Genomic DNA, 24,732 nt, shown 5'->3' with positions numbered 1-24,732 from the left:
CATGGCGCCCCGGACCGGGACGTTCTACGGGGTGATGTACCCCTTCGTCGGCCCGGGCGACGCCGATGCCGACGTTGCCCGGGTCGACGGAGGGGATCAATACCGACCGCCCGGTCGTCACGGGCGTCGAGAACCGTTCCTGAAGGTTGGGCAGGAGCGAGCCTGCTCAGCCGCACGCCCCGAACGGTCTTGGGCGCACTGGTTTCCGGCGTACTCGACCCCGAGGCGGCGACACGGATCCTGTCCGCGGTCCGGTCCCGGGAGGCCGGTTCCCCTTACGACCTGGCCAATTGGGTGTGGCCAGAGGCGACGGGGAGGCCCCGAACCATCTCTCTGGTGGAACGGGGGCCCCGCACGCTGACGCCGCACCCGGCGTCCCAGGTCGCACGGCCACGCTACTCCAGCCGGCCCGAGGTGCCGCAAGGGCAGATGCCGACCATCACCCCATCGAGCTAAAGCGACCTTCCGCACGTTGTTCGACAAGCATCCAGGTGATGCGTCGCCGTACACCCCCTGGCCGACGGCGGGTCGGTGGCGGAGCGCACCGACCTGGTCGCCCACAGCTCGCCCGCGCCCGGACCGGGGCAGGACGGCCCGCACGCGCACCAGATCATCACCTCGCCCGACGGCGGCCATGTGCTCGCCGTCGACCTCGGGAACGACACGGTGTACACGTACCGGCTGGACGAGACCCTCGGCACCCTGGAACAGGTCTCGTACGCCGCGCTGCGGCCGGGCGCGGGCCCCCGCCACCTCACCTTCCACCCTGACGGGACCTACGCCTACCTGGCCTGCGAGCTCGACAACACGGCGGTGGTCTGCGGTTACGACCCCGCCACGGGCGCGCTCACCCCGGGCGGCCCGCAGTCCACCGGCACGGGCTCCGGCACCAGCTATCCCGCGCAGTTCCTGGTCACCGGCGACGGCCGGTTCGCCTACCTCGCCAACCGGGGGCACAACAGCATCACCCGGTACGCGATCGAGGACGGCGGGGCCGCGCTGCGCCTGCTCGACACCGTGCCCGTCGGCGGTGACTTCCCCCGGCACACCGCGTTCTCGCCGGACGGCACCCTGCTCTTCGCCGCCAACCAGAAGTCCGGCACGGTCACCGCCTTCCGGGTGGACGCCGCATCAGGCGCCCTGACCTCGGCCGGAACCCCCTACGCGGCCCCGGCGGCGGTCTGCGTGCTGCCGGTGTAGGGCGTTAGGGTCGTGGCCGAGCCGTATCAGGGAGGCACCATGCGCTTGAGAGTGGAGTTCACCACCGAGCCCTTCGATCTGGACGAGGCGCCCGCGCACGCGGTCGTGGCGCGCGAGGTCATCCAGGGGGCCGGGCTGGACGCCGTCGACGTCGGCCCGTTCGGCAACACGGCGGAGGGCGGTGCCGACGAGGTGCTCACCGCCGTGGACAGTCTGCTGCGGCAAGCGCTGGCATCGGGTGCCACCCGGGTCTCGCTCCAGGTCAACGTCCTCGGGGAGGACCCGAAGTGACCGGACCGGTGGACCACCCCCTCATCACCGCGGTGAAGCCGCTCGTGGACGCCATGGGGGCCGAGCTCGTCGGCCCCGGTGAGGCGCACCCCGACGACGTGGTGCTGGCCTGGGAGGGCGAGGACGTCGTGGCGGTCCGGCTGCCCCAGCTCTCGGAGTCGCTGGACCACATCCTGGCCGCGATGGAGCGCCGGCACGGCATGCCGCTGGCCGAGCTGGACCGTAAGACCAAGCAGGAGGCGGTCCGGCTGCTTGAGGCACGCGGTGCCTTCTCCGTACGCCATGGGGTCGAGACCGTGGCGGGGGCGCTGGGCGTCTCCCGGTTCACTGTTTACAACTACCTGAACCGCGAGAACGGCGCCAAGAGCGGGTAGTTGGTCCCCACACGTACAGGCCGCCGATGCATGATCGATCAAGTCGCCGCCCGGGTCACCGGGCGGCGGCTTTTTCGGTATACGGAATTTCAACAAACTGTTGACGTCGTGTTGTGGAGGGCGTTAGCTATCCGCAGCCCGACCAACGCACAGCGAAGAACAGCCACGGAGGCTCCCGTGACTTCGAGCTCCACGCCGGGCCTCGCCCGGTTCAACACCCAGGCGGACGCCGAGGCGGCCGCCGCACTGCACGAGGTGTGTGCCAGTGCGGCATGGGGACGAGCGATCCTCTCCGACCGCCCGTACGCCACCACCGAAGCCCTGCTCTCCGCGAGCGACACCGCCACGGCGGCGCTCGGCGCGGAGGACCTGGCCGAGGCCATGGCCGGTCACCCGCCGATCGGCCGCCCGAAGCCCGGGGACCCGACCTCCTCCCGCGAACAGCGCGGGATGGCCGGGGCCTCCGAAGAGCTCAAGGCGGAGATGCTCGAACTCAACCTGGCCTACCAGGAGCGGTTCGGACATGTCTTCCTGATCTGCGCCACCGGCGCCACCGGTGAGCAGATGCGCGACGCGGTGAAGTCCCGCATCGGGAACTCGCCCGAGCGGGAGCGGGGGATCGTGCGCACCGAACTGGGCAAGATCAACCGCATCCGCCTCACCCGCCTCGTCACGGAAGACGCCTAACAAAAGGAGAGTGAAGGTCTTGAGCACCTTCGCCACCGCATCGGTGTCCACGCACATCCTGGACACCAGCATCGGCCGCCCCGCCGCGGACGTCGCCGTCTCGCTCGCCGCCCGTCGGGGTGCCGACGCCGAGTGGGTGACGCTCGGAGGCTCCGCGACCGATGCGGACGGGCGCTGCAAGGACCTGCCGGCCCTGCCGGAGGGCACCACCCAGGTACGGCTCGACTTCGAGACCGAGCCGTACTTCACAGCCAAGAAGCAAGCCGAGGCGCAGCAGGACGCCCCCCGCGTAAGGGACAGCGGCGCGTTCTTCCCCGAGGTGGCGATCACTTTCGCCGTCACCCCGGGCGAGCACTACCACGTACCGCTGCTGCTCAACCCGTTCGGCTACTCCGTATACCGAGGGAGCTAGCAGACACATGCCCACGATTCTCGGCCAGAACCAGTACGGCAAAGCAGAGAACCGCGTCGTCAAGATCACGCGGGACGGCGACACCCACCACATCAAGGACCTGAACGTCTCGGTCGCGCTCTCCGGCGAGATGGACGACGTCCACTACTCCGGCTCCAACGCGCACGTCCTGCCCACGGACACCACCAAGAACACGGTGTTCGCGTTCGCCAAGGAGCACGGGATCGAGTCCGCCGAGCAGTTCGGCATCCACCTCGCCCGTCACTTCGTGACCTCGCAGGAGCCGATCAAGACCGCGCGCATCCGTATCGAGGAGTACGCCTGGGAGCGCATCGCCACCTCGGACGCCAACTCCCGCTTCATCGGGTCCGACGAGGTCAAGCACTCCTTCGTCCGCAAGAACCAGGAGACCCGCACCGCCCAGATCACCTTCGACGGTGAGAAGTGGCAGGTCATCTCCGGGCTCAAGGACCTGACCGTGATGAACTCGACCAACTCCGAGTTCTGGGGCTACGTCAAGGACGAGTACACGACGCTCAAGGAGGCGTACGACCGCATCCTCGCGACCGACGTCTCCGCCCGCTGGCGCTACAACTGGACCAGCGACGAGCAGCGCATGCCGAACTGGGAGAAGTCCTACGAGCAGGCGCGCAAGCACATGCTGCACGCCTTCGCCGAGACCTACTCGCTCTCGCTCCAGCAGACCCTGTACCAGATGGGTTCGCGCATCATCAACAACCGCAGCGAGATCGATGAGATCCGCTTCTCGCTGCCGAACAACCACCACTTCCTTGTGGACTTGGAGCCGTTCGGTCTCAAGAACGATACCGCCGACGGTGCAGTGTACTTCGCGGCCGACCGTCCGTACGGGCTCATCGAGGGCACCGTGCTCCGGGACGGCGTCGAGCCGCAGATCCCGGTCGACATGACCAACCTCTGACGCGGCGCCGCGCCGGTGCCCGCCCGCCCCTGGGCCCTGTCTTGAGACAGGCCCTGGCGACCGGGCACCGGCCGGGCCGGAGGGAACCCTCATGGCACAGCCAGCATCCGGGCCCGCGGAAGCAGAAGGCCCCTGTTCCACCCCGCCGGAGCGTGCGGTCCATCCGGTGGACGAGAAGCTCACCCCCTCGCGGCTCCTGCCGGCCGCGCTCCAGCACATCGCCGCCATGTACGCCGGCGTCGTCACCCCTCCGCTGATCATCGGTCAGGCCGTCGGCCTCGACGCGGCGGGCATGACCCGGCTCATCGCGGCGAGCCTCCTGATCGCCGGCTGCGCCACCCTGCTCCAGACCCTCGGTATCGGCGGCCTCGCCGGCAACCGGCTGCCGTTCGTCAACGCCGCGTCCTCCGCCGGCATCGCCCCGATGCTCGCCATCGCCGAGACCAGCGCGCCCGGGCACCAACTCCCCGCGATCTACGGGGCGGTGCTCGTCGCCGGAGTGTTCTGCCTGGCCGTCGGGCCGTTCTTCGGCAGGCTCCTGCGCTTCTTCCCGCCCCTGGTCACCGGCGTCGTGATCACCCTCATCGGGGTCACCCTGATGCCCGTACCGGTCTCCTGGGCGCAGGGCGGCGACCAGAGCGCCACCGACTTCGGCGACATGAAGTACCTCGCGCTCGCCGCGTTCACCCTCGCCGTGATCCTGCTGATCCAGCGCTTCGGCCATGGATTTCTGCGCCAAATCGCCTTGCTCATGGGCCTGTTGGTCGGCACGCTGGCCGCCGTGCCGTTCGGTCTCGCCGACTTCTCCGCTCTGCGCGACGCCCCGTTCGCGGCCGTGCCCACCCCGTTCGCCTTCGGCGCGCCGGAGTTCCAGCCGGCGGCGATCCTCTCGCTGTGCATCGTGATGCTCGTCCTGATGACGGAGTCGTCCGCCGGGATGCTGGCCGTCGGTGAGATCTGCGACCGCCGCACCGACGGGCGCACCCTCACCCGCGGGCTGCGCACCGACGGCCTCGCCACCCTGATCGGCCCCGTCTTCGGAGGCTTCCCCACCAGCGCCTTCGCGCAGAACGTGGGCGTCGTCTCGCTCACCAAGGTCCGCAGCCGCTACGTCGTCGCCGCGGCCGGGGCCGCGCTGCTGGTCCTCGGGCTCTTCCCGGTGCTCGGCGCGGTCGTCTCGCTCGTCCCGATGCCCGTGCTCGGCGGCGCCGGCATCGTCCTCTTCGGCTCGATCGCGGTCAGCGGCATCCGTACGCTCTCCGAGGCCGGCCTGGACGACAGCTCCAACATCATCCTGGTCGCCGTGGCCCTCGGCGCGGGCATCGTCCCGCTCGCCGCGCCCGGGTTCTACGCCGACTTCCCGTCCTGGGCCCAGACCGTCCTGGGCTCCGGAATCAGTGCGGGAGCGCTCGTCGCGGTCCTGCTCAACCTGTTCTTCCACCATCTCGGCACCCACGGCCGCACCGCCGTGGCACTCAAATCCTCCTAGGGTCCTGCCGTGCCCACATCCCGCATGAGAGAAGGAAGCACCATGGCAGCACCGGCAGCCCCCGACCGGGTGGAGCGCATCGTCATCGAGAACTGCTCGATCGCGACCGTCGACGCCGCCGACACCGAGTACGCCTCGGGCTATGTCGTCGTCGCCGGGAACCGCATCGAGTCCGTCGGCGCCGGCCGGGCACCCGAGGGCCTGGAGAACGTCGTACGCCGGATCGACGGAACCGGCCACCTGGCCACGCCCGGCCTGATCAACACCCACCACCACTTCTACCAGTGGATCACCCGGGGCCTGGCCACGGACCACAACCTCTTCAACTGGCTGGTCGCGCTGTACCCGACGTGGGCGCGCATCGACGAGCCGATGGCCCGTGCCGCCGCGCAGGGCTCGCTCGCCATGATGGCGCTCGGCGGCGTCACCACCGCGATGGACCACCACTACGTCTTCCCGAAGGGCTCCGGCGACCTGTCCGGCGCCATCATCGGGGCCGCCCGCGACATGGGCGTACGCTTCACCCTCGCCCGGGGCTCCATGGACCGCAGCGAGAAGGACGGCGGGCTGCCCCCGGACTTCGCCGTGGAGGCCCTGGAAGGCGCGCTCGCCGCCACCGAGGCGACCGTCGACGCCCACCACGACGCCTCCTTCGACGCGATGACCCAGGTCGCCGTCGCCCCCTGCTCGCCGTTCTCCGTATCCACCGAACTCATGCGCCAGGGAGCCGAACTGGCCCGGCGCAAGGGCGTGCGGCTGCACACCCACGGCTCGGAGACCGTGGAGGAGGAGAAGTTCTGCCACGAGCTGTTCGGCATGGGCCCCACCGACTACTTCGAGTCCACCGGCTGGCTCGGCGAGGACGTGTGGATGGCGCACTGCGTCCACATGAACGACTCCGACATCGCCGCCTTCGCCCGCACCGGCACCGGCGTCGCCCACTGCCCGTCCTCCAACGCCCGCCTCGCCGCAGGCATCGCCCGCGTCCCGGACATGCTCGCCGCGGGCGTCCCGGTCGGCCTCGGCGTCGACGGCACCGCGTCCAACGAGTCCGGCGAGCTCCACACCGAACTGCGCAACGCCCTCCTCATCAACCGCCTCGGCCCGCACCGCGAACGCGCCCTGAACGCCCGTCAGGCGCTGCGTCTGGGCACCTACGGCGGCGCCCAGGTCCTGGGCCGCGCCGCGCAGACCGGCTCGCTGGAGGCCGGCAAGCTCGCCGACCTGGTCCTCTGGAAGCTGGACACCCTCGCCCACGCCTCCATCGCCGACCCGGTCACCGCGCTCGTCTTCGGCGCCGCCGCCCCGGTCACCCTGTCGCTGGTCGACGGCAAGCCGGTCGTGGAGTCCGGGCGCCTGGTCTCCGCCGACGAGGAGGCCATCGCCCGCGCCACCCGCGACGAGGCCCGCCGCCTCGCGCAGATCGCCGCCGGAGCCTGACGGCCCGGCGGCCCCGAAAACGGCCGGACGAGGGGGACGGCCCTCGTCCCGGCCGCCGCGGACCCGAGCGGGGTCCGCGGCAACCGGTGCGGGAGGCGCGCCGCCCACACGCGCACGCGCCTCCCGCCCCGGCGATCCCGGCTGCCCGCACCAGCCGTTCGACCTGCCTCACCGCACCACCGCAGCAACGGGGCCCGGTCCGGCGGACCGGCCCCGGCACCACCTCCCTGAACCCCACGTCACCGCCGACGTGTAACCGACCGGAGGAACCGCCGTGGCAGCTACGCCCAGGTTTCGCGACGACGCAAGTGCGACCCCCCACTCCGACGAGGACCCGACGACGACGGAGGCGTCCGGCCGGAAACATCCGGTCGACGAGACGCTTCCCCCGCTGAAGATGTTCACCAGCGGCCTCCAGCACGTGGCCGCGATGTACGCGGGCGTGGTGGCCCCGCCCATGATCGTGGGGCCCGCCGTGGGCCTCAGCCCCAAGGAGACCGCCTTCCTGATGGGGGCGAGCCTGTTCACCGCGGGCATAGCCACCCTGCTCCAGACGCTCGGCTTCTGGCGGATAGGCGCCCGGCTGCCGTTCGTCAACGGCGTCTCCTTCGCCGGGGTGACCCCGATGGTGGCGATCGGCAAGGACCGGGGGCACGACGGGATCGCCGTCATCTTCGGCGCGATCATCGTGGCGAGCCTCCTCGGCTTCGTCCTCGCGCCGTACTTCTGCAAACTGGTCCGCTTCTTCCCACCCGTGGTCACCGGCACGGTCATCACCCTCATCGGTGTCTCGCTGCTGCCGGTCGCCTTCAACTGGTCCCAGGGCGGCAACGCGACCGCCCACGACTACGGCTCCACCACCAACATCACCATGGCGGCGGTCACCCTCGTCATCGTGCTGGCCCTGCGCAAACTGCTGCGCGGCTTCCTCCAGCAGATCGCCATCCTGCTCGGCCTGATCATCGGCACGCTCATCGCGATCCCCGTCGGAATCACCGACTTCGGCGCCATCAAGGACGCCGACGCGATCGGCTTCCCCACCCCGTTCCACTTCGGCGCCCCGCAGTTCGAGATCGCCGCGATCGTCTCGATGAGCATCGTGATGCTGGTCTGCATGACCGAGTCCACGGCGGACATGCTGGCCCTCGGCAAGATCGTGGGCCGCCCCGCCGACGAACGGACCATCGAGGGCGGGCTGCGCGCCGACACCCTGGGCAGTGCCATCAGCCCGCTGTTCAACGGCTTCATGTGCAGTGCCTTCGCGCAGAACATCGGCCTGGTCGCGATGACCAAGGTGCGCAGCCGCTTCGTGGTCGCGGCCGGCGGCGGCATCCTGATCCTGCTCGGCCTGGTCCCGGTGGCCGCGTCCGTCATCGCGCTGGTGCCGCTGCCGGTGCTCGGCGGCGCGGGCATCGTCCTGTTCGGCTCGGTGGCCGCGAGCGGTATCCAGACCCTGGCCGGCGCCGCGCTGGAGAAGGGTGAGAACGCGCTGATCGTCGCGGCGGCCGTCGGGGTCGGGCTCATACCGATCGCGGCGCCGGACTTCTACCACGCCTTCCCGAAGGACCTCCTCGTCGTCCTCGACTCGGGGATCTCCACCGGCTGCGTCGTGGCGATCGTCCTCAACCTGGCCTTCAACCACCTCGGCCGCACATCGGACCCGGAGGCGGGGACCGCGCCCGGCGGCCACGACCCGGTGAAGGCGATGGAGGTGGCCACTCACTGACGTACAGTCAGCAAGCCGTGGCGCGTACGGGGTTGGCCGTACGCGCCACAGCAGGTTCAGTCTGTCCTCAGTCGATGTGGAAGCCGTCCCCGTAGACCTGCCAGTCGAGCGGCGGGTCCAGGTTCAGATTGCCGTTGCGCAGGAAGACCCGCTGGGCGGTGTCCACCCGGCTGGTGTCCGAGTGGGCCTCCTCCTGCTCCATGGCCCAGACCCGCGCGTCCAGGAACGCGTCGAGGTAGGCCACCTCGTCACCGCCCTGGGCCGGCGGCTTCGCCTGCGCCAGAGCCCGCCGCCGGATGGACCCGAAGCTCGTGCTGTCGCCGCCGTCGCCGTGCATCACGAGGGCGTCGTAGTACGCGAACTGGCCCAGCGTGCCCAGGCCGTCGCTCTTGGCCCGGCTGACGGCGGGATCGAAGTACACCCGGTCGCGCTCGTCGTTCTGCGCCCGCTGGAAGTCCGGATCCCGGGCGGCCGTCTTCCAGGCGTCCTGGAAGCCGGGGTCCAGGCCGTCGTGCGCGTCGCCGCCGTCCACCTCGCGCAGGGCCGGCAGATATCCGGCCAGCACGTTGTCCGGCCTGCGTTGCGTGTACAGCTCGACCAGGTCGAGCATGTCGCCCGTGCCGGAGCAGAAGCCGATGATGCCCGCGGTGTAGCCGCGGCCGTCGCCGATGTCCTCGATGTAGCCGTACTGCGCCGTCCAGTCCAGCGTGGAGTTCTCCGCGCTGGAGACCAGTCGCATGGCGATGTCCTTCTTCGCCGGATCGTCGAGACCGGTCGAGGGGGTGGCGGGCACCTTGCACTCCTTCGAGACAGGCGAGTTGAGCGGGACCCCCAGGCTACGGGCCCTTGATCTCGTAGCTGTCGCCGTACACCTTCCAGGCCAGCGGCGGGTCCAGGTCCAGATTGCCCCGGTCCAGGAAGACCCGTTGCGCGGTCTCGACCCGGCTGGTGTCGCTGTGCGAGGGCTCCTCGCGGATCGCGTCGACCCGGGCGTCGAGGAAGGCGTCGAGATACGCGGTCTCGTCGCCCCCGTCCGCGGGGGTCCTGGCCGCGTCGAGCGCCTGGCTCCGGATCGTACGGAAGCCGGTGGTGCCGTCCGCGTCGGCCTCCCCGTGCATCACGTACGCGTCGTAGTAGACGAACTGGCCCAGCGTGCCCAGCCCGTCCCGCTTCGCCCGGCGCACCGCCGGATCGAAGTACGAGGCGTCCCGCTCGGCTTCCTGCGCCTCCCGGAACTCCGCGTCGCCCGCCGCCTCGGCCCAGGCCCGGGTGAACGGGGAGCCGAGCCCCGTGTGCGCGTCGCTGCCCTTCACCTTCCGCAGCGCGGGCAGGAACCGTTCCAGCGCGTTGCCCGGCCGGGACTTCGCGTACCGCTCCACGACCCGGAGCATGTCACCGGTGCCGGAGCAGAAGCCGATGATGCCGCCCGTGTAGCCGCGCCCGTCCCCGATGTCCTCGATGTACGTGTACTGGGCCTTCCAGTCCAGCGTGGAGTTCTCCGCGCTGGAGACGAGCTGCATGGCGATGTCCTTCTTCGCCGGGGCGGCGAGCCCGTCCGCCGGTCCCTTGCCGGAGTAACCCCCGGCCTGGGCGCAGCCGGTGAGCGTGGTGGCGGACATCAGGAGGGCGGCGAGCGGGGTGACCAGGGCGCGCGGGGTGAGCTTCACCGGTCCAGCCTGCCAGGCCAGGGGCGTGATCCCGGCGCATTCGGCGGTAGCGTCGGGGGCATGGATGATCAGTCTGTGGTGGATGTCGGCGACGTGCGGCTGGCGTACCGGAGCTGGGGTGACCCGTTCGGGTCCCCCGTCGTACTGCTGCACGATCTCGGCGCGAGCGCGGCGAGCTGGGAAGCGGCCGGGAGCCTGCTGGGGCGGGAGTGGCGGGTGTACGGAATCGATCTGCGCGGCCACGGTGAGAGCGACTGGCCCGACGAGTACGACCTGGAGCGGATGCGCGACGACGTGCTCGGGTTCCTGGACGAGTGCGAAGTGGACCGGGCGGGCGTGGTCGGCCACGGCATGGGCGGGGTCGTCGCCCACCTCCTCGCCCAGGAGCACCCGGACCGGGTGGAGCGGCTGGTGCTGGTGGAGACCCCGCCGCCGTTCCCCGGGGCGGCGGGCCCGGCCGTCGAGCCGGACGGGCCGGCCGACTACGACGAGGCGGTGCTCGCGTCGGTGAACGGCGAGCTGGCGGACCCGGATCCGGCGTGGGCGCGGGGCCTCGGGGAGATCGTCGCGCCGACGCTGATCCTGGCCGGCGGACCGGCGAGCACGATGCCGCAGGGGCGCATCCAGGACATGGCGTCGATGATCCCGGACTGCCACCTGGTCACGCTGGGCGGCGGGCACCGTCCGCACGAGGCCGATCCCGAGCAGACGGCTCAGCGGATCACGGAGTTCTTCACGAGCTGAGGGGCGGGCGTTCGCGGTCCGAGTGGGGTTCCGGGGCGCGCGCTCCGGCGCGTACGCCGTGGGTCCGGGCCCGCGCCCGGACCCACGCCCCTCAGCCCCGCGGCCGCCAGTCCGGCAGCCGCCCGCCCCTGGCCACCGCCCGGTCCAGCAGCGGCGCGTCATCGGCGACCGGCACCGGCGGCCCGAACGGGGAGGGGTCGTCGCCCTGGTCGGCCAGCAGCGCGAGCGTGTTGCGCAGGTGGGCGTCCTCGGCGTCGAACGGCTGCCCGGTCGCCCTCGCCAGGTCCCAGCCGTGCAGGACCAGCTCGTTGAGCGCGACCATCCCCGCGACCTGGCCGGGCAGGTCCACGCCGCCCGCCCTGGTCATGCCCTCCCAGGCGTCGGGGGCGCGCCAGGCGGCCACCATCCCGTCGAGCGCGGCGGGCAGCGTGGTCCGCCAGCCGGATTCGAGGACGCCGGACTCCACGGAGGGCGCCGAGTCGGTGGCCGGTCCCGGCTCCTTGCGGGCGGCGTCGCGGAAGGCGACGGCCAGGCCCTCGATGTGGGCGAGCAGGGCGCCCACGGTCACGCCGGGGCAGGGTGTCACGGCTCCCAGCGCCCCGTCGTCCACGGCGTCGAGCTGTGCGGTGATCCGGCGCGCGGCCGGTCCCAGGTCGAGCGGTTGTGTGTCCATACCCATGGAGACTGCCGGACCGCCGCCACCTCATCGGTCAGCGCACCACGTGTCCCCGCAGAACGATCCGGCTGGGGTGGTCGAGCACCGCCGGATCGGCCGGGCAGCGGCCAGCCGCCGTCGACCACGGTCTCGGCGTGCCGCCCCGCGAACCCGCCCGGCGGGGCGCCCTCGCGCAGCACCTCGCCCCCGATCCAGAAGGCCCGTTCCTCGCGCTCCGGCAGCACCGCACCTCGTAGGCACAGCATCCGCCGACGGTACGTCAGGCGCCGCGCGTGCCGAGGGGGCGGGGCACACCGGCACATTGCGGAAGGTTCCGCTCCGTCCTCTTGTCGGAGACCCCCGGCCCGTGCGATACAGGTCTGGACCATTGCTCCCGGATGGAAGGCAAGACCCGTGCGATCCCCCCACACGCATGCCGCGTTGGCCTGCTCGGCCGCCCTGCTCCTCGCCACGCTCACCACCGCCTGTGGCTCCGAGGCCCACGCGGACACCAGTGAGCCGACCGCACCGCGCGGGGTGACCGCGCAGGCGAGCAGCGCCACCTCCGCGCACGTCATGTGGAAGGCTGCCACCGACGACACGGCGGTCACCGGCTACGACGTCTACCGCCAGGGCGAGAAGGTCAAGTCGGTGTCCGCGAGCCGGGTGATGATCGACATCGACGGGCTCACCGCCTCCACCGCCTACACCTTCACCGTCCGCGCCCGCGACGCGGCCGGCAACCTCTCCGCGCCGAGCGCCGCCGCATCCGTCACCACCCCCGCCCCGACCCCGGCCGACCACGGGCCCCCGACCCGGCCCGGCGCACCGCGCGGCAAGGCGGACGGCAGCCGGGCCGCGACCCTGACCTGGGGCGGCTCCACGGACGACGTCGGCGTCACCGCGTACGACATCTACCAGGAGGGCTCCCGCATCCACAGCGTGCCCGGTACGCAGACCACCGCGCGGCTCACCGGACTGCGCCCCGGCACCATCTACACGTTCACCGTGCGGGCCCGGGACGCGGCCGACACCTCGTCGCCGGACAGCGCGAGCCTCGACCTCACCACCGCCTCGGCCCCCGGCGCGCCCGCCTCCACCGCCCCGACCGACCTGCGGATCACCAACCGGGCCGACGGCAAGGAGCACACCGTCGAGCTGGACTGGAAGCAGCCCGCGACGGGCGGCAGGATCCCCGCGTACCAGCTCTACATGAACGGCAGGCTGACCACCACGATCGTCTGGGGAGGCGAGCCGCCCGCCGGCCGGGCGCACTACGAACTCACCGTCGACGACCCACGCGGCACCCGCTACGCGATGAAGCTCCGCGCCAAGCTCCCGGACGGCAAGTGGGGCGACTTCTCCGCGGCCCGCACCGTGGTGCTCGGGGACTGAGCCGCCTTTGCCTCAAGTGGTCTGTACCTCTTGACGACTTGGTCCAGACCAATTACCTTCCCGTGTGCTCCATGGAACGACATCCGCACCTCCCCGAGGACCGCCTCACCGGTCCCTGCCGTAAGGGAGAAACCATGTTCGAGCACATGCCACTCAGACGGAGAACGGCGACCGCGCTGCTCGCCGTTCTCGGCCTCCTCCTCGCGCTCCTGTCCCTGCAGGCCGTCCCCGCGCACGCGGCGGGCAAGCTCACGGCGGCCTTCACCTCCGCCGACAACGGCCCCTGGTGGAAGGGCACCTACGTCCTGCGCAACGACACGGACACCGCCGTCACCGGCTGGAGTCTGGAGTTCGACCTGCCCGCCGGGGTCGCGATCCAGTCCTCGTACAACGGGACCACCACCACCCGGGGCAGCCACATCACCGCCGTCAACGCGCACTACAACGGCACGGTCGCCGCGCACAGCAGCACCGAGCCGTACAGCTTCTGGTTCGTCGCAACCGGCCCGATCACCGCACCGACCGGGTGCAGGATCAACGGAGACAAGTGCGACGGCTCCGCGGACGCGCCCCCGGGTGCGCCCGGCGGGCTGAAGCGGACCGATGTCACCGCCCGCACCGCGTCGCTGTCCTGGACGGCCGCCACCGCGGGCGACTTCCCCGTGGCCTCGTACGACATCCTGGCGGGCGGCAAGGTCGTCGGCTCCGCCACCGCGGCCACCTCCGCCACCGTCACCGGCCTGACCCCGGCCACCGCCTACGCGTTCACCGTCCGGGCCAAGGACACCCGGGGCAACGTCTCCGCCGAGAGCGCCCCGCTGACCGTCACGACCGTCGACCCGGCCACCGACACCTCGGCCCCGACGGCCCCCGGCGCCCTGCGCGCCACAGCCACCGACTCCTCGTCCGTGACGCTGGCCTGGACCGCGTCGGCGGACGACCAGCGCGTCGCCGCGTACGACATCTACCGGGGCTCCGCCCTGGCCACCACGGTCTCCGGCACCACGACCACCGCGACCGTCGGGGGCCTGTCGCCCTCCACCTCGTACACCTTCACCGTGAAGGCCCGGGACCCTGCCGACAACGCCTCCCCGGCGAGCAACGCCCTCACCGTGAAGACCGACGACATCGTCGGCGCCGGGAACTACGCGAAGGTCGGCTACTTCGTCCAGTGGGGCATCTACGGTCGCCAGTACTTCGTCAAGAACCTGGAGACCTCGGGCGCCGCCGGCAAGCTCGACATCGTCAACTACGCCTTCGCCAACATCGACCCCAACAACCTCACCTGCCTCAACGGCGTCACCAAGGGCACCACCGCCGACCCCCAGGACCCCGAGCAGGGCACCGGCGCGGGTGACGCGGACGCCGACTACGCCCGCCCGTTCAGTGCCGCCCAGTCCGTGGACGGGGTCGCCGACGACGGCTGGGGCAAGCTGCGCGGCAACTTCAACCAGCTGAAGAAGCTGAAGAAGCTGCACCCCGACCTGAAGATCGTGGTCTCGCTCGGCGGCTGGACGTACTCCAAGTACTTCTCCGACGTCGCCGCCACCGACGCCGCGCGCAAGAAGTTCGTCTCCTCCTGCATCGACATGTACATCAAGGGCAACCTGCCCGAGTACAACGGCGCGGGCGGCCCGGGCAGCGCGGCCGGCATCTTCGACGGCTTCGACATCGACTGGGAGTGGCCGGGCACCGGCACCGGGCACCCCGGCAACCACTACGCGCCCGACGACAAGGACAACCTCACCCTGCTGCTCGCCGAGTTCCGCAAGCAGCTCGACGCACTGGGCGGCGGCCACCGCCTGCTCACCGCCTTCACCCCCGCCGACCCGCAGAAGATCGACGAGGGCTGGGACCTGTCCAAGGTCTTCGACTCGCTCGACGTCGCCAACGTCCAGGGCTACGACTTCCACGGCTCCGGCAGCGACAACTCCTGGGAGCCGGACCGCACCGGCCACCAGGCCAACCTCTACAACGACGCGCAGGACCCGTACGACTTCCACTTCAGCGCGGACAGCGCCATCAAGGCGTACACCGACGCGGGTGTCGAACCCCGCAAGCTGACCCTCGGCATCCCGTTCTACGGCCGGGGCTGGCAGGGCGTCACCGACGGCGGTGTCGCGGGCGAGTGGCAGTCGGCGGGCGGGGCCGCCCCCGGGCAGTTCGCCGAGGAGGCCGGCACCCGGGGCTACTCGAACCTCATCGGTGCCTATCCGACGATGACGGTCCATCACGACGAACAGTCCATCTCGACGTACGGCTACACCGGTAGCCAGTGGTGGTCCTTCGACGACACCTGGTCCATCGGCAAGAAGACGGACTATGTGAAGGACAAGGGGCTGCTCGGCGTCATGGTCTGGGAGATGTCGGGCGACACCACCCAGGGCACGCTGATGGGCGCCCTGGACAACGGGCTGAAATAGCCTGACACCGGTTAATTTCCCTCACATCGAGACTTACCGCCCATAGCGGTAGGCTGGTCGCGGCGGTGCCCCCGTGGCACCGCCGTGCCTCACCACCGGGCCCTCTTACGGGTCCGGCCCCAGCCGTTCGATGCGCGGGAGGAACCATGACCAGCCCCGAGCAGGACCCGAACCAGCAGGAAGGCCCCGCGGACGGGGGCGCGGCGGGCACGCCCGGCGTCCACGACGGAGGCGCCGACGGCGGGGCCGAGGGCCCTGCGGACGGCGGGGCGTCCGGTACGCCGGGCGTCCACGACGGCGGCGCGGACGGCGGGGCCGACGGAGGCGCCGACGGTGGTGCCGAGGGCCCTGCGGACGGCGGGGCGTCCGGTACACCGGGCGTCCACGACGGCGGTGCCGACGGCGGCGCGGACCGTTCTTGAGCACATCCCCGACCGGCACCCAGGACCCCCCGGCCGCGAGCGCGGCCCCCGGGGTCCTGGAGTCGCGCCTGACACCCGGCACGAGCCGGGCCGCGTTCGCCCGCGACTTCTGGGGCCGCGAGGCGCTGCTCACCCGCCGGGCCGGTGACTTCTCCGACCTCTTCCCGGCCGCCGCCGTGGACGAACTCGTCTCGCGGCGCGGACTGCGTACGCCGTTCCTCCGCGTCGCCAAGAACGGCGCCACGCTGCCCGACGCCTCCTTCACCTCGTCCGCCGGGGTCGGCGCCACCATCGGCGACCAGGCCGACGACACCGCCCTGTGGCGGGAGTTCGCCGACGGCGCCACCCTCGTCCTGCAGGCGCTCCAGCGCACCTGGGCCCCCGTCGGCGACCTCACCGCCGCGCTCGCCGCCGAACTCGGCCACCCGGTGCAGGCCAACGCCTACGTCACCCCGCCGCAGAACCGCGGCTTCGACGCCCACTACGACGTGCACGACGTCTTCGTGCTCCAGACCGAGGGCACCAAGCGCTGGATCGTCCACCGCCCCGTGCACCCCGACCCGCTGCGCGACCAGCCCTGGACCGACCACCGCCGCGCCGTCGCCGAGGCCGCCGGGGGCGAGCCGTATCTCGACACCGTGCTCGGACCGGGCGACGTCCTGTATCTGCCGCGCGGCTGGCTGCACGCCGCCGAGGCGCAGGGCGAGGTCTCCGTCCACCTGACGCTCGGCGTCCACACCTGGACCCGGTACGCCCTCGCCGAACAGCTGATGCGCGCCGCGCTCGCGGAACTGCGCGACGACCCCTGGATGCGCGGCTCCCTGCCGCTGGGCCTGGCGGACCCGGCCGAGGAGGCCGTTCCGGTACGCGAACGACTCGTCGCGTCCCTCGCCGGTGCCGACCCCGCCCCGCACTTCCACCGCACCCGGCGCGCCCAGGCCCGCCCCGCCCCGCTCGGCCCGCTCGCCCAGCTCGCCGCCGTCGACGGACTCGCCCCCGGCACCCCGGTCCGCCTCCGGGGCGCGCTGGAAGCCCGCCTGGAGGGCCGCCGCCTGGTCACCCGGGTCGGTTGGCTGGACTTCCCGGACGCGGACCTGCCCGCCCTGGCCCGCCTGCTCGCCGGTGAGGTGCGCACCGCGGGCGACCTCGGCCTCGCCTGCGCGGGGAGGCTGCTGCGCGCCGGTGTCCTCGTCCCGGCCGCTCGGTGAGCGCGGAACGCCTCCGGTGACAGCGGAACGCTTCTTCTGCGCCGACGCCGCCCGGGCCCGCGGCGACGCGCTCCCGGGCACCGCCCCGTACGGCCTGGTCTGGGTCCTCGTGGAGTACCACGCGCCCTGGCCGGCCAACGGCTACGACGGCCTCGCGCTCGACCCCGTGACGAAGTCCCTGCTCTACGGGGCGGCCCGGGCGGTGCGCGCCCGCATCCTCCTGATCCGCCGCCACGGCCGCCGCCCCGAGGGCGCGGGCCCCCGGCGCTGGGCCGTCCTGCGCTACGACGGCACCGGCGCCCACCGCCAGCAGTGGGGGACCTGGGAGCGCGACGAGGACCTGGCGCTCGCCGCCGCCGCGCTCGGCTCGCCGGGGGAGCCCGGGCACCCGCCCGTCGTCCTCGTCTGCGCCCATGGCCGGCACGACACCTGCTGCGCCCTGCGCGGACGCCCGGCGGCCCGCGAGCTGGCCGAGCGGTGGCCGGACCTGGTGTGGGAGTGCACCCATGTGGGCGGCGACCGGTTCGCCGCCAACGTCCTCGTCGCGCCCGACGGCGTCTACTACGGCGCCCTGGACGCGGCCGCGGCCGTGACCGTGGTCGGACAGCACCTCGCCGACCGCGTCCACGCCACGCACCTGCGCGGGTACACCGACCTCTTCCCGGCCCAGCAGGCGGCCGTCGCCGCGGTGCTCGCCCGCTTCGGCCCGGCCGGCCGCCACGCCTACACGGTCACCGGCACCTCCCGGGCCGGACCGCACTGGCTGATCCGCCTCACCGGCCCCCCGCCCGGCGCGACCGCGTACGACGTGGAGGTCACCGTACGCCGCGCCCCACCGCACCAACTGACCTGCAACGGCCCGGCCACGAGCGCGGCCATGGTCCACGAGGTCACCGCGATCCGCGTCGGCTGAACGCGGGAAACCCCGCCCCCGGAGGCGTACGCCAGGGGGCGGGGTTTCCGTGCGGCGGTGCGGACGTCAGCGCAGCCGCTCGTACGCGGGCAGGGTCAGGAAGTCCGCGTAGTCCTGGTCCAGGGAGACCTGGAGGAGCAGGTCGTGGGCCTCCTGCCACTGGCCGGCGGCGAAGGTCTCCTCGCCGATCTCCGCGCGGATCGCGGCCAGTTCCTCGGCGGCGACCTTGCGGGCCAGGTCCGCCGTGGCGTGCTCGCCGTTCTCGAAGACCACGTCCGCGTTGATCCACTGCCAGATCTGCGAGCGTGAGATCTCGGCGGTGGCCGCGTCCTCCATCAGGTTGAAGATGGCGACCGCGCCCATGCCGCGCAGCCACGCCTCGATGTAGCGGATGCCGACGGCGACGGCGTTGCGCAGGCCCTCGTACGTGGGCTTGGCGTGCAGGGTGTCGATGGCGATCAGGTCGCCGGCCGCCACCGAGACGTCCTCGCGCAGGCGCTCCTTCTGGTTCGGCTTCTCGCCGAGGACCGCGTCGAAGGAGGCCATGGCGATCGGGACGAGGTCCGGGTGGGCCACCCAGGAGCCGTCGAAGCCGTCGTTCGCCTCGCGGTCCTTGTCGGCCTTGACCTTCTCGAACGCGACCTTGTTGACCTCGGCGTCGCGGCGGGACGGGATGAAGGCCGCCATGCCGCCGATCGCGTGCGCGCCGCGCTTGTGGCAGGTGCGGACGAGGAGTTCGGTGTACGCCCGCATGAACGGGGCCGTCATCGTGACCAGGTTGCGGTCGGGCAGGACGAACTTCGGGCCGCCATCGCGGAAGTTCTTCACGATGGAGAAGAGGTAGTCCCAGCGGCCCGCGTTCAGCCCGGAGGCGTGGTCGCGCAGCTCGTACAGGATCTCCTCCATCTCGTACGCGGCGGTGATCGTCTCGATCAGGACCGTGGCGCGGACCGTGCCCTGCGGGATGCCGAGCTCGTCCTGGGCGAAGACGAAGATGTCGTTCCAGAGGCGGGCCTCCAGGTGCGACTCCGTCTTCGGCAGGTAGAAGTACGGGCCCTTGCCGAGGTCGATCAGGCGCTGGGCGTTGTGGAAGAAGTACAGGCCGAAGTCGACCAGCGCACCGGGCACCGGGGTGCCGTCGAGCTGGAGGTGGCGCTCGTCCAGGTGCCAGCCGCGCGGGCGGGTGACGACCGTCGCGAGCTCGTCGGCCGGCTTCAGCGCGTACGCCTTGCCGGACCTCGGGTCGGTGAAGTCGATGGAGCGGTGGTAGGCGTCCATCAGGTTGAGCTGGCCGAGGACCACGTTCTCCCAGGTGGGGGCGGAGGCGTCCTCGAAGTCGGCGAGCCAGACCCGCGCGCCCGAGTTCAGGGCGTTGATGGTCATCTTGCGGTCGGTCGGACCGGTGATCTCCACCCGGCGGTCGTTCAGCGCGGCCGGGGCCGGCGCGACCTTCCAGGAGTCGTCCGCACGGATCGCCGCGGTCTCCGGGAGGAAGTCCAGCGTGGAGGTGCGGGCGATCTCGGCGCGGCGCTCACCGCGGCGGGCGAGCAGCTCGTCGCGCCGGGGCGTGAACCGGCGGTGCAGCGCGGCCACGAACGCGAGGGCCGCGGGGGTCAGGACCTCGTCCTGCCGGGGCAGGGTCTCGGCATCGACGATGGCCAGCGAGGACGGCGCTGGTGCGGACATGAGCGGTCACTCCTTCAGCGGGCGGTGCGGACGGCGTCACGGCCGCCGGGCCACCCGATTCGGCACGGCGTGCCAGGGCTCCGGGATACGGCTGTGGCCGCCGTCTGAGGTGCAGAGGGCTTCTGATCAGTGGATAGTAGTTTCCTCATGGTGGAAGTTCAATGGTTTGTTGATGTCGAGATTCTTCGGGTCGACAGAACGGCCCGCGTGCTGGCGCAGCGTGCCAGGGCGTTCACTCCAGGTGCGAAAGGTCCGCCGGAGTGTCGATGTCGTACGCCTGTGCCACATCGCCGCACTCCACGAGCGTCAGCGCCTCCCGGTGCGCCCGCAGATACCCCCGCGCCCCCTGGTCGCCCACCGCACCCGCCGCGATGTCCGCCCACCGGTCCGCCCCGAACAGCACCGGATGCCCGCGTTCCCCCGCGTACGAGGCCGCCGCCAGGCTCGTCCGGTCCCGGTACGCCGCACACACCCGGGCCACCGCCTCCGCCCCGATCCCCGGCTGGTCGACCAGCAGGACGAGTGCCGCGTCCGCGCCCGTCCCCGTGAGCGCGTCCAGCCCCGTCCGCAGCGACGAGCCCATGCCCTCGGTCCACTCCGGGTTGACGCTCACCCCGCAACCTTCCAGCCGGGCCCGGGCCCGCACCTCGTCGGCCGAGGCGCCGAGCACCACCTGGACCGGGCCGCAGCCGCCCTCGCGCAGCGTGCGCACCGCGTGCTCGACAAGCAGTCCGCCACGGTGTTCCAGCAGGGCTTTCGGGCGTCCGCCGAGCCGGCGGCCCCCGCCCGCGGCGAGCAGCAGTCCGGCGATCTGTGCGTGTGTCATGCCGCCTGGATACCCCACGGCGGCCGCTCCCGCCCACCGCCTCGTATCTCTGCGGCGCGTGTGACGCACGCGGAGTGGCGCCCGACACCTTTTATGGCGTTAACTTGCCCGCATCCCCGGACACTTGACCACGGTCCCGGGACCGGGCGGAACGACACCGGCACAAGGACGTGCGAGGGGGAGCTTTGTTGAAGAGCGTCGGACAGGAGCGGGTGACCGGCAGCGGTGAGGACCCCAGGGTGGCGGAGCTGCGTACCGCGGTCTCCCGGCTCCGGCGGGCCCTGGCCGGCCACCCCGGGCAGTTCCCCGACCGGGCCATCGCCGAGGACGAACTCGCCGCGCTGAACGCGATGGCGCTCAGCGGGACGCCCGAGATCCCCCGGCTGCGCCGCTCGCTGCTGCTGATCGCGGGGGCGATCGGCTCGGTCAGCGCGCTGGCCGCGGCCCTGCGCGACGTCCGGGTCGCCGTCGACCTCTTCGGCGAGCCGCCGCAGCGCTGAACGGGCGGGGATCCGGCGGCTTCGGCGGTCTCAGCGGCGGATGAGCCTGCGGGCCGTCGCCGCCGCCACGGCCGCCGTGCGCGAGTCGACGCCGAGCTTCGCGTAGATGTGCACCAGGTGGGACTTCACGGTCGCCTGACTGAGGAACAGCCGCTTGCTGATCTCCGCGTTCGACAGCCCCTCGCCGACCAGTTGCAGCACTTCCAGCTCGCGTTTGGTGAGCGCCTGGGCGGGGGTGCGCATGCGGTCCATCAGCCGGTGCGCGACGGCCGGGGCCAGCGCCGAGCGCCCGGCCGCCGCCGTACGGACCGCGGCCGCCAGCTCCTCGGGCGGCGCGTCCTTCAGCAGATAGCCCGCCGCCCCCGCCTCGACCGCCGCCAGGATGTCCGCGTCGCTGTCGTAGGTCGTCAGGATCAGCACCCGGGGCGCGTCCGGTGCCGCCGTGATCGCGGCGGTCGCCTGCGAACCGTGCATCCCGGCGCCGAACTGGAGGTCCATCAGCACGACGTCCACCCCGCCGCCGGCCGCCCGGGCGACCGCCTCCTCGGCGGTGGCGGCCTCCGCGACGACCCGGAAGTCCGGCTCGGTGTCCAGGACGGCCCGCAGCCCCGCCCGTACCACCGGATGATCGTCGGCGAGCAGCAGCCGGACGGGCCCGCTCATGCCGCCTCCCGCCCGGCCCGGCCCACCGGCAGCGGCAGCGTCAGCGCGACGGCGGTGCCCTGGCCGGGGGCCGACTCGACGCTCAGGGTGCCGCCGAGCGACCGGGCCCGGGAGCGCATCGCCGGCAGCCCGAAGCCGCCCGACTCCGTGGCACCGGCCGCCGGGACGTCCCGCGCGAAGCCGCGTCCGTCGTCCACCACGTCCAGCGACACCGAGGTGTCCATGAAGCTCAGCGTGATCTCCGCCCGCCCCGCCCCGGCGTGCCGCACGGTGTTGGACAGCGCCGACTGGGCGGTCCGCAGCAACGCCACCTCGTAGGGCGTCGGCAGCGCGACCGGTGTGCCGCTGACCGCGAACCGCACGGTGAGCGCGGGCGTCGTGGAGCGGGCCGACAGCCGTTCCAGGGCAGCCGTCAGCGAGCCGTTCGCCAGGTCCGGCGGGGTCAGCGCGCGGACGAAGCGGCGCGCCTCGGCGAGGTTGTCCTGCGCCGCCTCGCGTGCCCGGTGCACATGGGCGGCGGCCGGGGCGCCCTCGGGCAGGGTGCGCTCGGCGGCGCGCAGCAGCAGCTGGATGGAGGACAGGCCCTGGGCGAGGGTGTCGTGGATCTCCCGGGCCAGCCGCTCGCGCTCGGCCAGCGTGCCGGCGGTGCGCTCCGCCTCGGCCAGCTCCGCACGGGTCGCGACCAGCTCCTCGATGAGCTCGCGGCGCCGCTCGCTCTCCCGGAACAGCGCCTCGTAACCGAGGACCGTGGCGACGGCGACGGCCCCGCCGAGCAGCGGACCGATGAACGTGCCGGGCGTGACCGCCTGTCCGTGCAGCAGGAAGCTCGCGATGGCGGCGGCCGCCGTCACCGCCACGGCGGGCGGGCCCCAGCGCGTCGGCAGCAGATGCAGCTGGAGGAAGTAGAGCGGGAAGGCCACCCACAGCGCGTCCGGCGACAGCACCAGCAGCGCCGCCCACAGCACCCCGAGCACCACCAGCCACCCCGCGCCCGCCCGGGTCCCCGGCTGCACGAACCGGGCCGCCGCGCCCGCCACGTACACCGCGGCCAGCACCCCGGCGACCGCCGCCACCGCGCCGGGGTGCGGGCGGTCGTCGGTGAACGCCTTGACGGCGGTGAGCGCCAGCAGGCCCAGCATCAGGCCGTGCAGACACAGCCGCAGGGCGGCGGCGACCGGGGGGTGAACGCGGGTTGCCATGATGGATCCAGCGTAGGCGCGGCCCGGCCCCGACCGGTCAATCGAAAGGTTGATGTCGTCACCAGCCCGGGGGCGATGTTTCCGGAGCGGCGGGAAACGACGCTGGATCCATGTTCGTCGCATGGAGAGACCTACGGTTCGCCAAGGGCCGGTTCGCGCTCATGGGCACGGTGATCGTGCTGATCACCCTGCTCGTGGGCCTGCTGTCCGGCCTGACCGCCGGGCTGGCCCGGGAGAACACCTCGGCCGTCACCGGGCTGAACGCCGACCATCTGGCGTTCGCCGCCCCGCCGGACGGCCGGTCGGTGTCCTTCACCGACTCGTCCGTCGGTGAGGACGCCGTACGCGCCTGGGCCGGGCGGCCCGGCGTGGAGTCCGCGCACCCGCTCGGCATCCGCACCCTGAACGCCACCGCCGGTACGGGGAAGCACACCGCCGCCGTCTCCGCGTTCGGCGTCGGGCCCGGCAGCGGTCTGGCGCCCGCCCGGGTCGGCCCCGGCGAGGTGGTGCTCTCGCACGGGGGCGCCGACGAGCTGGGCGTGCGCCCCGGGGACCGGCTGACCCTCGGCGGCCGGGAGGCCACCGTGGCCGCCGTCGCGGGCGACGCCTCGTACAGCCACACCCCGGTCGTGTGGACCGACCTCGCCGACTGGCGGCGGTCCGGGAGCGGGGACGGGCGCGCCACCGTGATCGCCCTGACCACCACCGGCGCCGCCGATCTGGACGCCGGTGACCGGGCGGCCGGCACCCGCACGCTCTCGCTGGACGACTCGCTGACCGCCATCGGCTCCTACCAGGCCGAGAACGGCTCCCTCCAGCTGATGCGCGGCTTCCTCTTCGCCATCTCCGCCCTGGTCATCGGCGCGTTCTTCACCGTCTGGACGATCCAGCGCAGCGGTGACGTCGCCGTGCTCAAGGCGCTGGGCGCCTCCACCCCGTATCTGCTCCGGGACGCGCTCGGGCAGGCCGTCGTGATGCTCGCCGTCGGTACGGGGCTGGGCACCGCCCTCGCCTCCGGCATCGGCGCCCTGGTCGCCGACGGGGCCGTGCCGTTCGTCCTGGACGCGGCGACGGTCCTCGTCCCGGCCGCCGTGATGATCGCCCTCGGCGCGGCCGGGGCCGCCCTGTCCATCCGGCGGATCACCGCCGTCGACCCGCTCACCGCGCTCGGGAGTGCCCGATGACCCTCACGCTCACCGATGTCACCCTCACCTACCCGGACGGCGACGGGCGGCTCACCGCGCTGGACCGCGTCACGCTCGACGTGCCCGCCGGCACCCTCACCGCCGTCGTCGGCCCGTCCGGCTCCGGCAAGTCCAGCCTCCTCGCGGTGGCCGCGACCCTGGTCTCCCCGGACGACGGGGCGGTCGTCGTCGCCGGTACGGACACCACGGGGCTGGGGCGCGCGGAGACGGCGGCGCTGCGGCGGGAGCGCGTCGGCATCGTCTTCCAGCAGCCCAACCTGCTCCCGTCCCTGACCGCCGTCGAACAGCTCCAGGTCATGACCCATCTGTCGGGCGGCCGGGCCGGGGCCGCCCGGGCCCGCGCGCTCGGCCTGCTCGACGCGGTCGGTCTCGCTGGGCAGGCCGGCCGCAGGCCGCACCAGCTGTCCGGCGGGCAGCGCCAGCGGATCAACATCGCCCGGGCCCTGATGAACGACCCGGCCCTGCTGCTCGTGGACGAGCCGACCAGCGCCCTGGACCACGAGCGCGGCGCGGCCGTCCTGGACCTGCTCGTGACGCTGACCCGGCAGCGGTCCACGGCGACGGTCCTGGTCACGCACGACCGCGCCCACCTGGACCGTGTGGACCGGACGGTCACCCTGCTGGACGGCCGTCTGACGGCCCCGGCGCTCACCTGAAACGGGGGCGG

Annotated in this window: 24 protein-coding genes and 1 pseudogene; 18 read left to right on the top strand and 7 right to left on the bottom strand. The window is 72.6% G+C overall.

Annotated features, from left to right (window positions below):
* Positions 1-498: 498 nt before the first annotated feature.
* The 9 genes and pseudogenes from OG867_RS03735 to OG867_RS03695 all read left to right on the top strand — a co-directional run.
* Positions 499-1,200 (top strand): annotated as a pseudogene (locus tag OG867_RS03735) (lactonase family protein); the annotation flags it as partial.
* Between the two features lie 39 nt (positions 1,201-1,239).
* Entirely contained in the window at positions 1,240-1,491 is a 252-nt protein-coding gene (locus OG867_RS03730; RefSeq protein WP_406282681.1) for a hypothetical protein, read from the top strand.
* Positions 1,488-1,865 (top strand): helix-turn-helix domain-containing protein, encoded by a 378-nt coding sequence (locus OG867_RS03725; RefSeq protein WP_406282678.1) that lies wholly within the window; start codon positions 1,488-1,490, stop codon positions 1,863-1,865. The genes OG867_RS03730 and OG867_RS03725 overlap by 4 nt, the downstream gene beginning before the upstream one ends.
* 177 nt (positions 1,866-2,042) lie before the next feature.
* The gene (gene uraD / locus OG867_RS03720; protein ID WP_406282675.1) at positions 2,043-2,552 is read left to right on the top strand and encodes a 2-oxo-4-hydroxy-4-carboxy-5-ureidoimidazoline decarboxylase; all 510 of its coding nucleotides are present in this window, start codon (positions 2,043-2,045) and stop codon (positions 2,550-2,552) included.
* A 19-nt stretch (positions 2,553-2,571) separates the two neighbouring features.
* Positions 2,572-2,964, top strand: coding sequence for a hydroxyisourate hydrolase (gene uraH / locus OG867_RS03715; RefSeq protein WP_328903338.1), 393 nt, complete (start codon positions 2,572-2,574; stop codon positions 2,962-2,964).
* Between the two features lie 7 nt (positions 2,965-2,971).
* Complete coding sequence (pucL, locus tag OG867_RS03710; RefSeq protein WP_328903339.1) at positions 2,972-3,904, top strand: factor-independent urate hydroxylase; 933 nt, start codon at positions 2,972-2,974, stop codon at positions 3,902-3,904.
* Positions 3,905-3,995: 91 nt separating this feature from the next.
* Complete coding sequence (locus OG867_RS03705) at positions 3,996-5,393, top strand: nucleobase:cation symporter-2 family protein (RefSeq protein WP_406282670.1); 1,398 nt, start codon at positions 3,996-3,998, stop codon at positions 5,391-5,393.
* A 42-nt stretch (positions 5,394-5,435) separates the two neighbouring features.
* Positions 5,436-6,833: an 8-oxoguanine deaminase gene (locus OG867_RS03700; protein WP_406282667.1), complete on the top strand. Its 1,398-nt coding sequence runs from the start codon at positions 5,436-5,438 to the stop codon at positions 6,831-6,833.
* Positions 6,834-7,107: 274 nt separating this feature from the next.
* A complete protein-coding gene (locus tag OG867_RS03695) occupies positions 7,108-8,559 on the top strand; it encodes a nucleobase:cation symporter-2 family protein (RefSeq protein WP_406282664.1) in 1,452 nt (483 codons plus the stop codon).
* Positions 8,560-8,626: 67 nt separating this feature from the next.
* Here OG867_RS03695 and OG867_RS03690 read toward each other — a convergent pair whose 3' ends face one another.
* Both OG867_RS03690 and OG867_RS03685 read right to left on the bottom strand, forming a co-directional pair.
* A complete protein-coding gene (locus tag OG867_RS03690) occupies positions 8,627-9,352 on the bottom strand; it encodes a chitosanase (protein ID WP_406282662.1) in 726 nt (241 codons plus the stop codon).
* A gap of 43 nt (positions 9,353-9,395) precedes the next feature.
* Entirely contained in the window at positions 9,396-10,178 is a 783-nt protein-coding gene (locus OG867_RS03685; protein WP_406290742.1) for a chitosanase, read from the bottom strand.
* 108 nt (positions 10,179-10,286) lie between these two features.
* Here OG867_RS03685 and OG867_RS03680 point away from each other — a divergent pair, with 108 nt between their 5' ends.
* The gene (locus OG867_RS03680) at positions 10,287-10,970 is read left to right on the top strand and encodes an alpha/beta fold hydrolase (RefSeq protein WP_406282659.1); all 684 of its coding nucleotides are present in this window, start codon (positions 10,287-10,289) and stop codon (positions 10,968-10,970) included.
* 91 nt (positions 10,971-11,061) lie between these two features.
* Here OG867_RS03680 and OG867_RS03675 read toward each other — a convergent pair whose 3' ends face one another.
* Complete coding sequence (locus tag OG867_RS03675; RefSeq protein ID WP_406282656.1) at positions 11,062-11,643, bottom strand: TIGR03086 family metal-binding protein; 582 nt, start codon at positions 11,641-11,643, stop codon at positions 11,062-11,064.
* Between the two features lie 396 nt (positions 11,644-12,039).
* Between OG867_RS03675 and OG867_RS03670 the strand changes: the two genes are divergently transcribed.
* From OG867_RS03670 to OG867_RS03650, 5 genes are all read left to right on the top strand, one after another.
* Entirely contained in the window at positions 12,040-13,020 is a 981-nt protein-coding gene (locus OG867_RS03670; RefSeq protein WP_406282653.1) for a fibronectin type III domain-containing protein, read from the top strand.
* 134 nt (positions 13,021-13,154) lie between these two features.
* Positions 13,155-15,443: a glycosyl hydrolase family 18 protein gene (locus OG867_RS03665; protein WP_406282650.1), complete on the top strand. Its 2,289-nt coding sequence runs from the start codon at positions 13,155-13,157 to the stop codon at positions 15,441-15,443.
* A gap of 146 nt (positions 15,444-15,589) precedes the next feature.
* Complete coding sequence (locus tag OG867_RS03660; RefSeq protein WP_328903349.1) at positions 15,590-15,865, top strand: BatC protein; 276 nt, start codon at positions 15,590-15,592, stop codon at positions 15,863-15,865.
* The gene (locus tag OG867_RS03655; protein WP_406282647.1) at positions 15,862-17,073 is read left to right on the top strand and encodes a cupin domain-containing protein; all 1,212 of its coding nucleotides are present in this window, start codon (positions 15,862-15,864) and stop codon (positions 17,071-17,073) included. The genes OG867_RS03660 and OG867_RS03655 overlap by 4 nt, the downstream gene beginning before the upstream one ends.
* A gap of 16 nt (positions 17,074-17,089) precedes the next feature.
* Entirely contained in the window at positions 17,090-17,986 is an 897-nt protein-coding gene (locus OG867_RS03650; protein WP_406282644.1) for a sucrase ferredoxin, read from the top strand.
* A gap of 66 nt (positions 17,987-18,052) precedes the next feature.
* Here OG867_RS03650 and aceB read toward each other — a convergent pair whose 3' ends face one another.
* Both aceB and OG867_RS03640 read right to left on the bottom strand, forming a co-directional pair.
* The gene (gene aceB, locus OG867_RS03645) at positions 18,053-19,672 is read right to left on the bottom strand and encodes a malate synthase A (protein ID WP_406282641.1); all 1,620 of its coding nucleotides are present in this window, start codon (positions 19,670-19,672) and stop codon (positions 18,053-18,055) included.
* Positions 19,673-19,904: 232 nt separating this feature from the next.
* Positions 19,905-20,498 carry a nucleotidyltransferase family protein gene (locus OG867_RS03640; protein WP_328903353.1) on the bottom strand — a complete coding sequence of 198 codons (594 nt, stop codon included), beginning with the start codon at positions 20,496-20,498 and terminating at the stop codon, positions 19,905-19,907.
* A gap of 185 nt (positions 20,499-20,683) precedes the next feature.
* Here OG867_RS03640 and OG867_RS03635 point away from each other — a divergent pair, with 185 nt between their 5' ends.
* Entirely contained in the window at positions 20,684-20,998 is a 315-nt protein-coding gene (locus OG867_RS03635; protein WP_328903354.1) for a DUF5955 family protein, read from the top strand.
* Between the two features lie 30 nt (positions 20,999-21,028).
* Here the strand turns inward: OG867_RS03635 and OG867_RS03630 are convergent, their stop codons facing one another.
* Entirely contained in the window at positions 21,029-21,661 is a 633-nt protein-coding gene (locus tag OG867_RS03630) for a response regulator (RefSeq protein ID WP_406282637.1), read from the bottom strand.
* Positions 21,658-22,860 (bottom strand): sensor histidine kinase, encoded by a 1,203-nt coding sequence (locus OG867_RS03625; protein ID WP_406282634.1) that lies wholly within the window; start codon positions 22,858-22,860, stop codon positions 21,658-21,660. The genes OG867_RS03630 and OG867_RS03625 overlap by 4 nt, the downstream gene beginning before the upstream one ends.
* A 110-nt stretch (positions 22,861-22,970) precedes the next feature.
* Here OG867_RS03625 and OG867_RS03620 point away from each other — a divergent pair, with 110 nt between their 5' ends.
* Entirely contained in the window at positions 22,971-24,044 is a 1,074-nt protein-coding gene (locus OG867_RS03620; protein ID WP_406282631.1) for an ABC transporter permease, read from the top strand.
* Complete coding sequence (locus OG867_RS03615) at positions 24,041-24,721, top strand: ABC transporter ATP-binding protein (RefSeq protein WP_328903358.1); 681 nt, start codon at positions 24,041-24,043, stop codon at positions 24,719-24,721. Before OG867_RS03620 ends, OG867_RS03615 begins: the two co-directional genes overlap by 4 nt.
* The last annotated feature ends 11 nt before the right edge of the window (positions 24,722-24,732 follow it).

It is taken from the genome of Streptomyces sp. NBC_00209 (assembly GCF_045206345.1).
GTDB lineage: Bacteria > Actinomycetota > Actinomycetes > Streptomycetales > Streptomycetaceae > Streptomyces.
Note: the sequence above shows the minus strand (reverse complement) of the source record. Positions and strands in the feature narration are given on the sequence as shown.

Bases quoted from the DNA above. Each gene is read 5' to 3' on its own strand.
- OG867_RS03730 (WP_406282681.1), top strand. From the start codon at position 1,240: ATGCGCTTGAGAGTGGAGTTCACCACCGAGCCCTTCGATCTGGACGAG.
- pucL (WP_328903339.1), top strand. From the start codon at position 2,972: ATGCCCACGATTCTCGGCCAGAACCAGTACGGCAAAGCAGAGAACCGC.
- OG867_RS03705 (WP_406282670.1), top strand. From the start codon at position 3,996: ATGGCACAGCCAGCATCCGGGCCCGCGGAAGCAGAAGGCCCCTGTTCC.
- OG867_RS03700 (WP_406282667.1), top strand. From the start codon at position 5,436: ATGGCAGCACCGGCAGCCCCCGACCGGGTGGAGCGCATCGTCATCGAG.
- OG867_RS03685 (WP_406290742.1), bottom strand. From the start codon at position 10,178: ATGTCCGCCACCACGCTCACCGGCTGCGCCCAGGCCGGGGGTTACTCC.
- OG867_RS03680 (WP_406282659.1), top strand. From the start codon at position 10,287: ATGGATGATCAGTCTGTGGTGGATGTCGGCGACGTGCGGCTGGCGTAC.
- OG867_RS03675 (WP_406282656.1), bottom strand. From the start codon at position 11,643: ATGGACACACAACCGCTCGACCTGGGACCGGCCGCGCGCCGGATCACC.
- OG867_RS03665 (WP_406282650.1), top strand. From the start codon at position 13,155: ATGTTCGAGCACATGCCACTCAGACGGAGAACGGCGACCGCGCTGCTC.
- OG867_RS03660 (WP_328903349.1), top strand. From the start codon at position 15,590: ATGACCAGCCCCGAGCAGGACCCGAACCAGCAGGAAGGCCCCGCGGAC.
- aceB (WP_406282641.1), bottom strand. From the start codon at position 19,672: ATGTCCGCACCAGCGCCGTCCTCGCTGGCCATCGTCGATGCCGAGACC.
- OG867_RS03640 (WP_328903353.1), bottom strand. From the start codon at position 20,498: ATGACACACGCACAGATCGCCGGACTGCTGCTCGCCGCGGGCGGGGGC.
- OG867_RS03630 (WP_406282637.1), bottom strand. From the start codon at position 21,661: ATGAGCGGGCCCGTCCGGCTGCTGCTCGCCGACGATCATCCGGTGGTA.
- OG867_RS03625 (WP_406282634.1), bottom strand. From the start codon at position 22,860: ATGGCAACCCGCGTTCACCCCCCGGTCGCCGCCGCCCTGCGGCTGTGT.
- OG867_RS03620 (WP_406282631.1), top strand. From the start codon at position 22,971: ATGTTCGTCGCATGGAGAGACCTACGGTTCGCCAAGGGCCGGTTCGCG.
- OG867_RS03615 (WP_328903358.1), top strand. From the start codon at position 24,041: ATGACCCTCACGCTCACCGATGTCACCCTCACCTACCCGGACGGCGAC.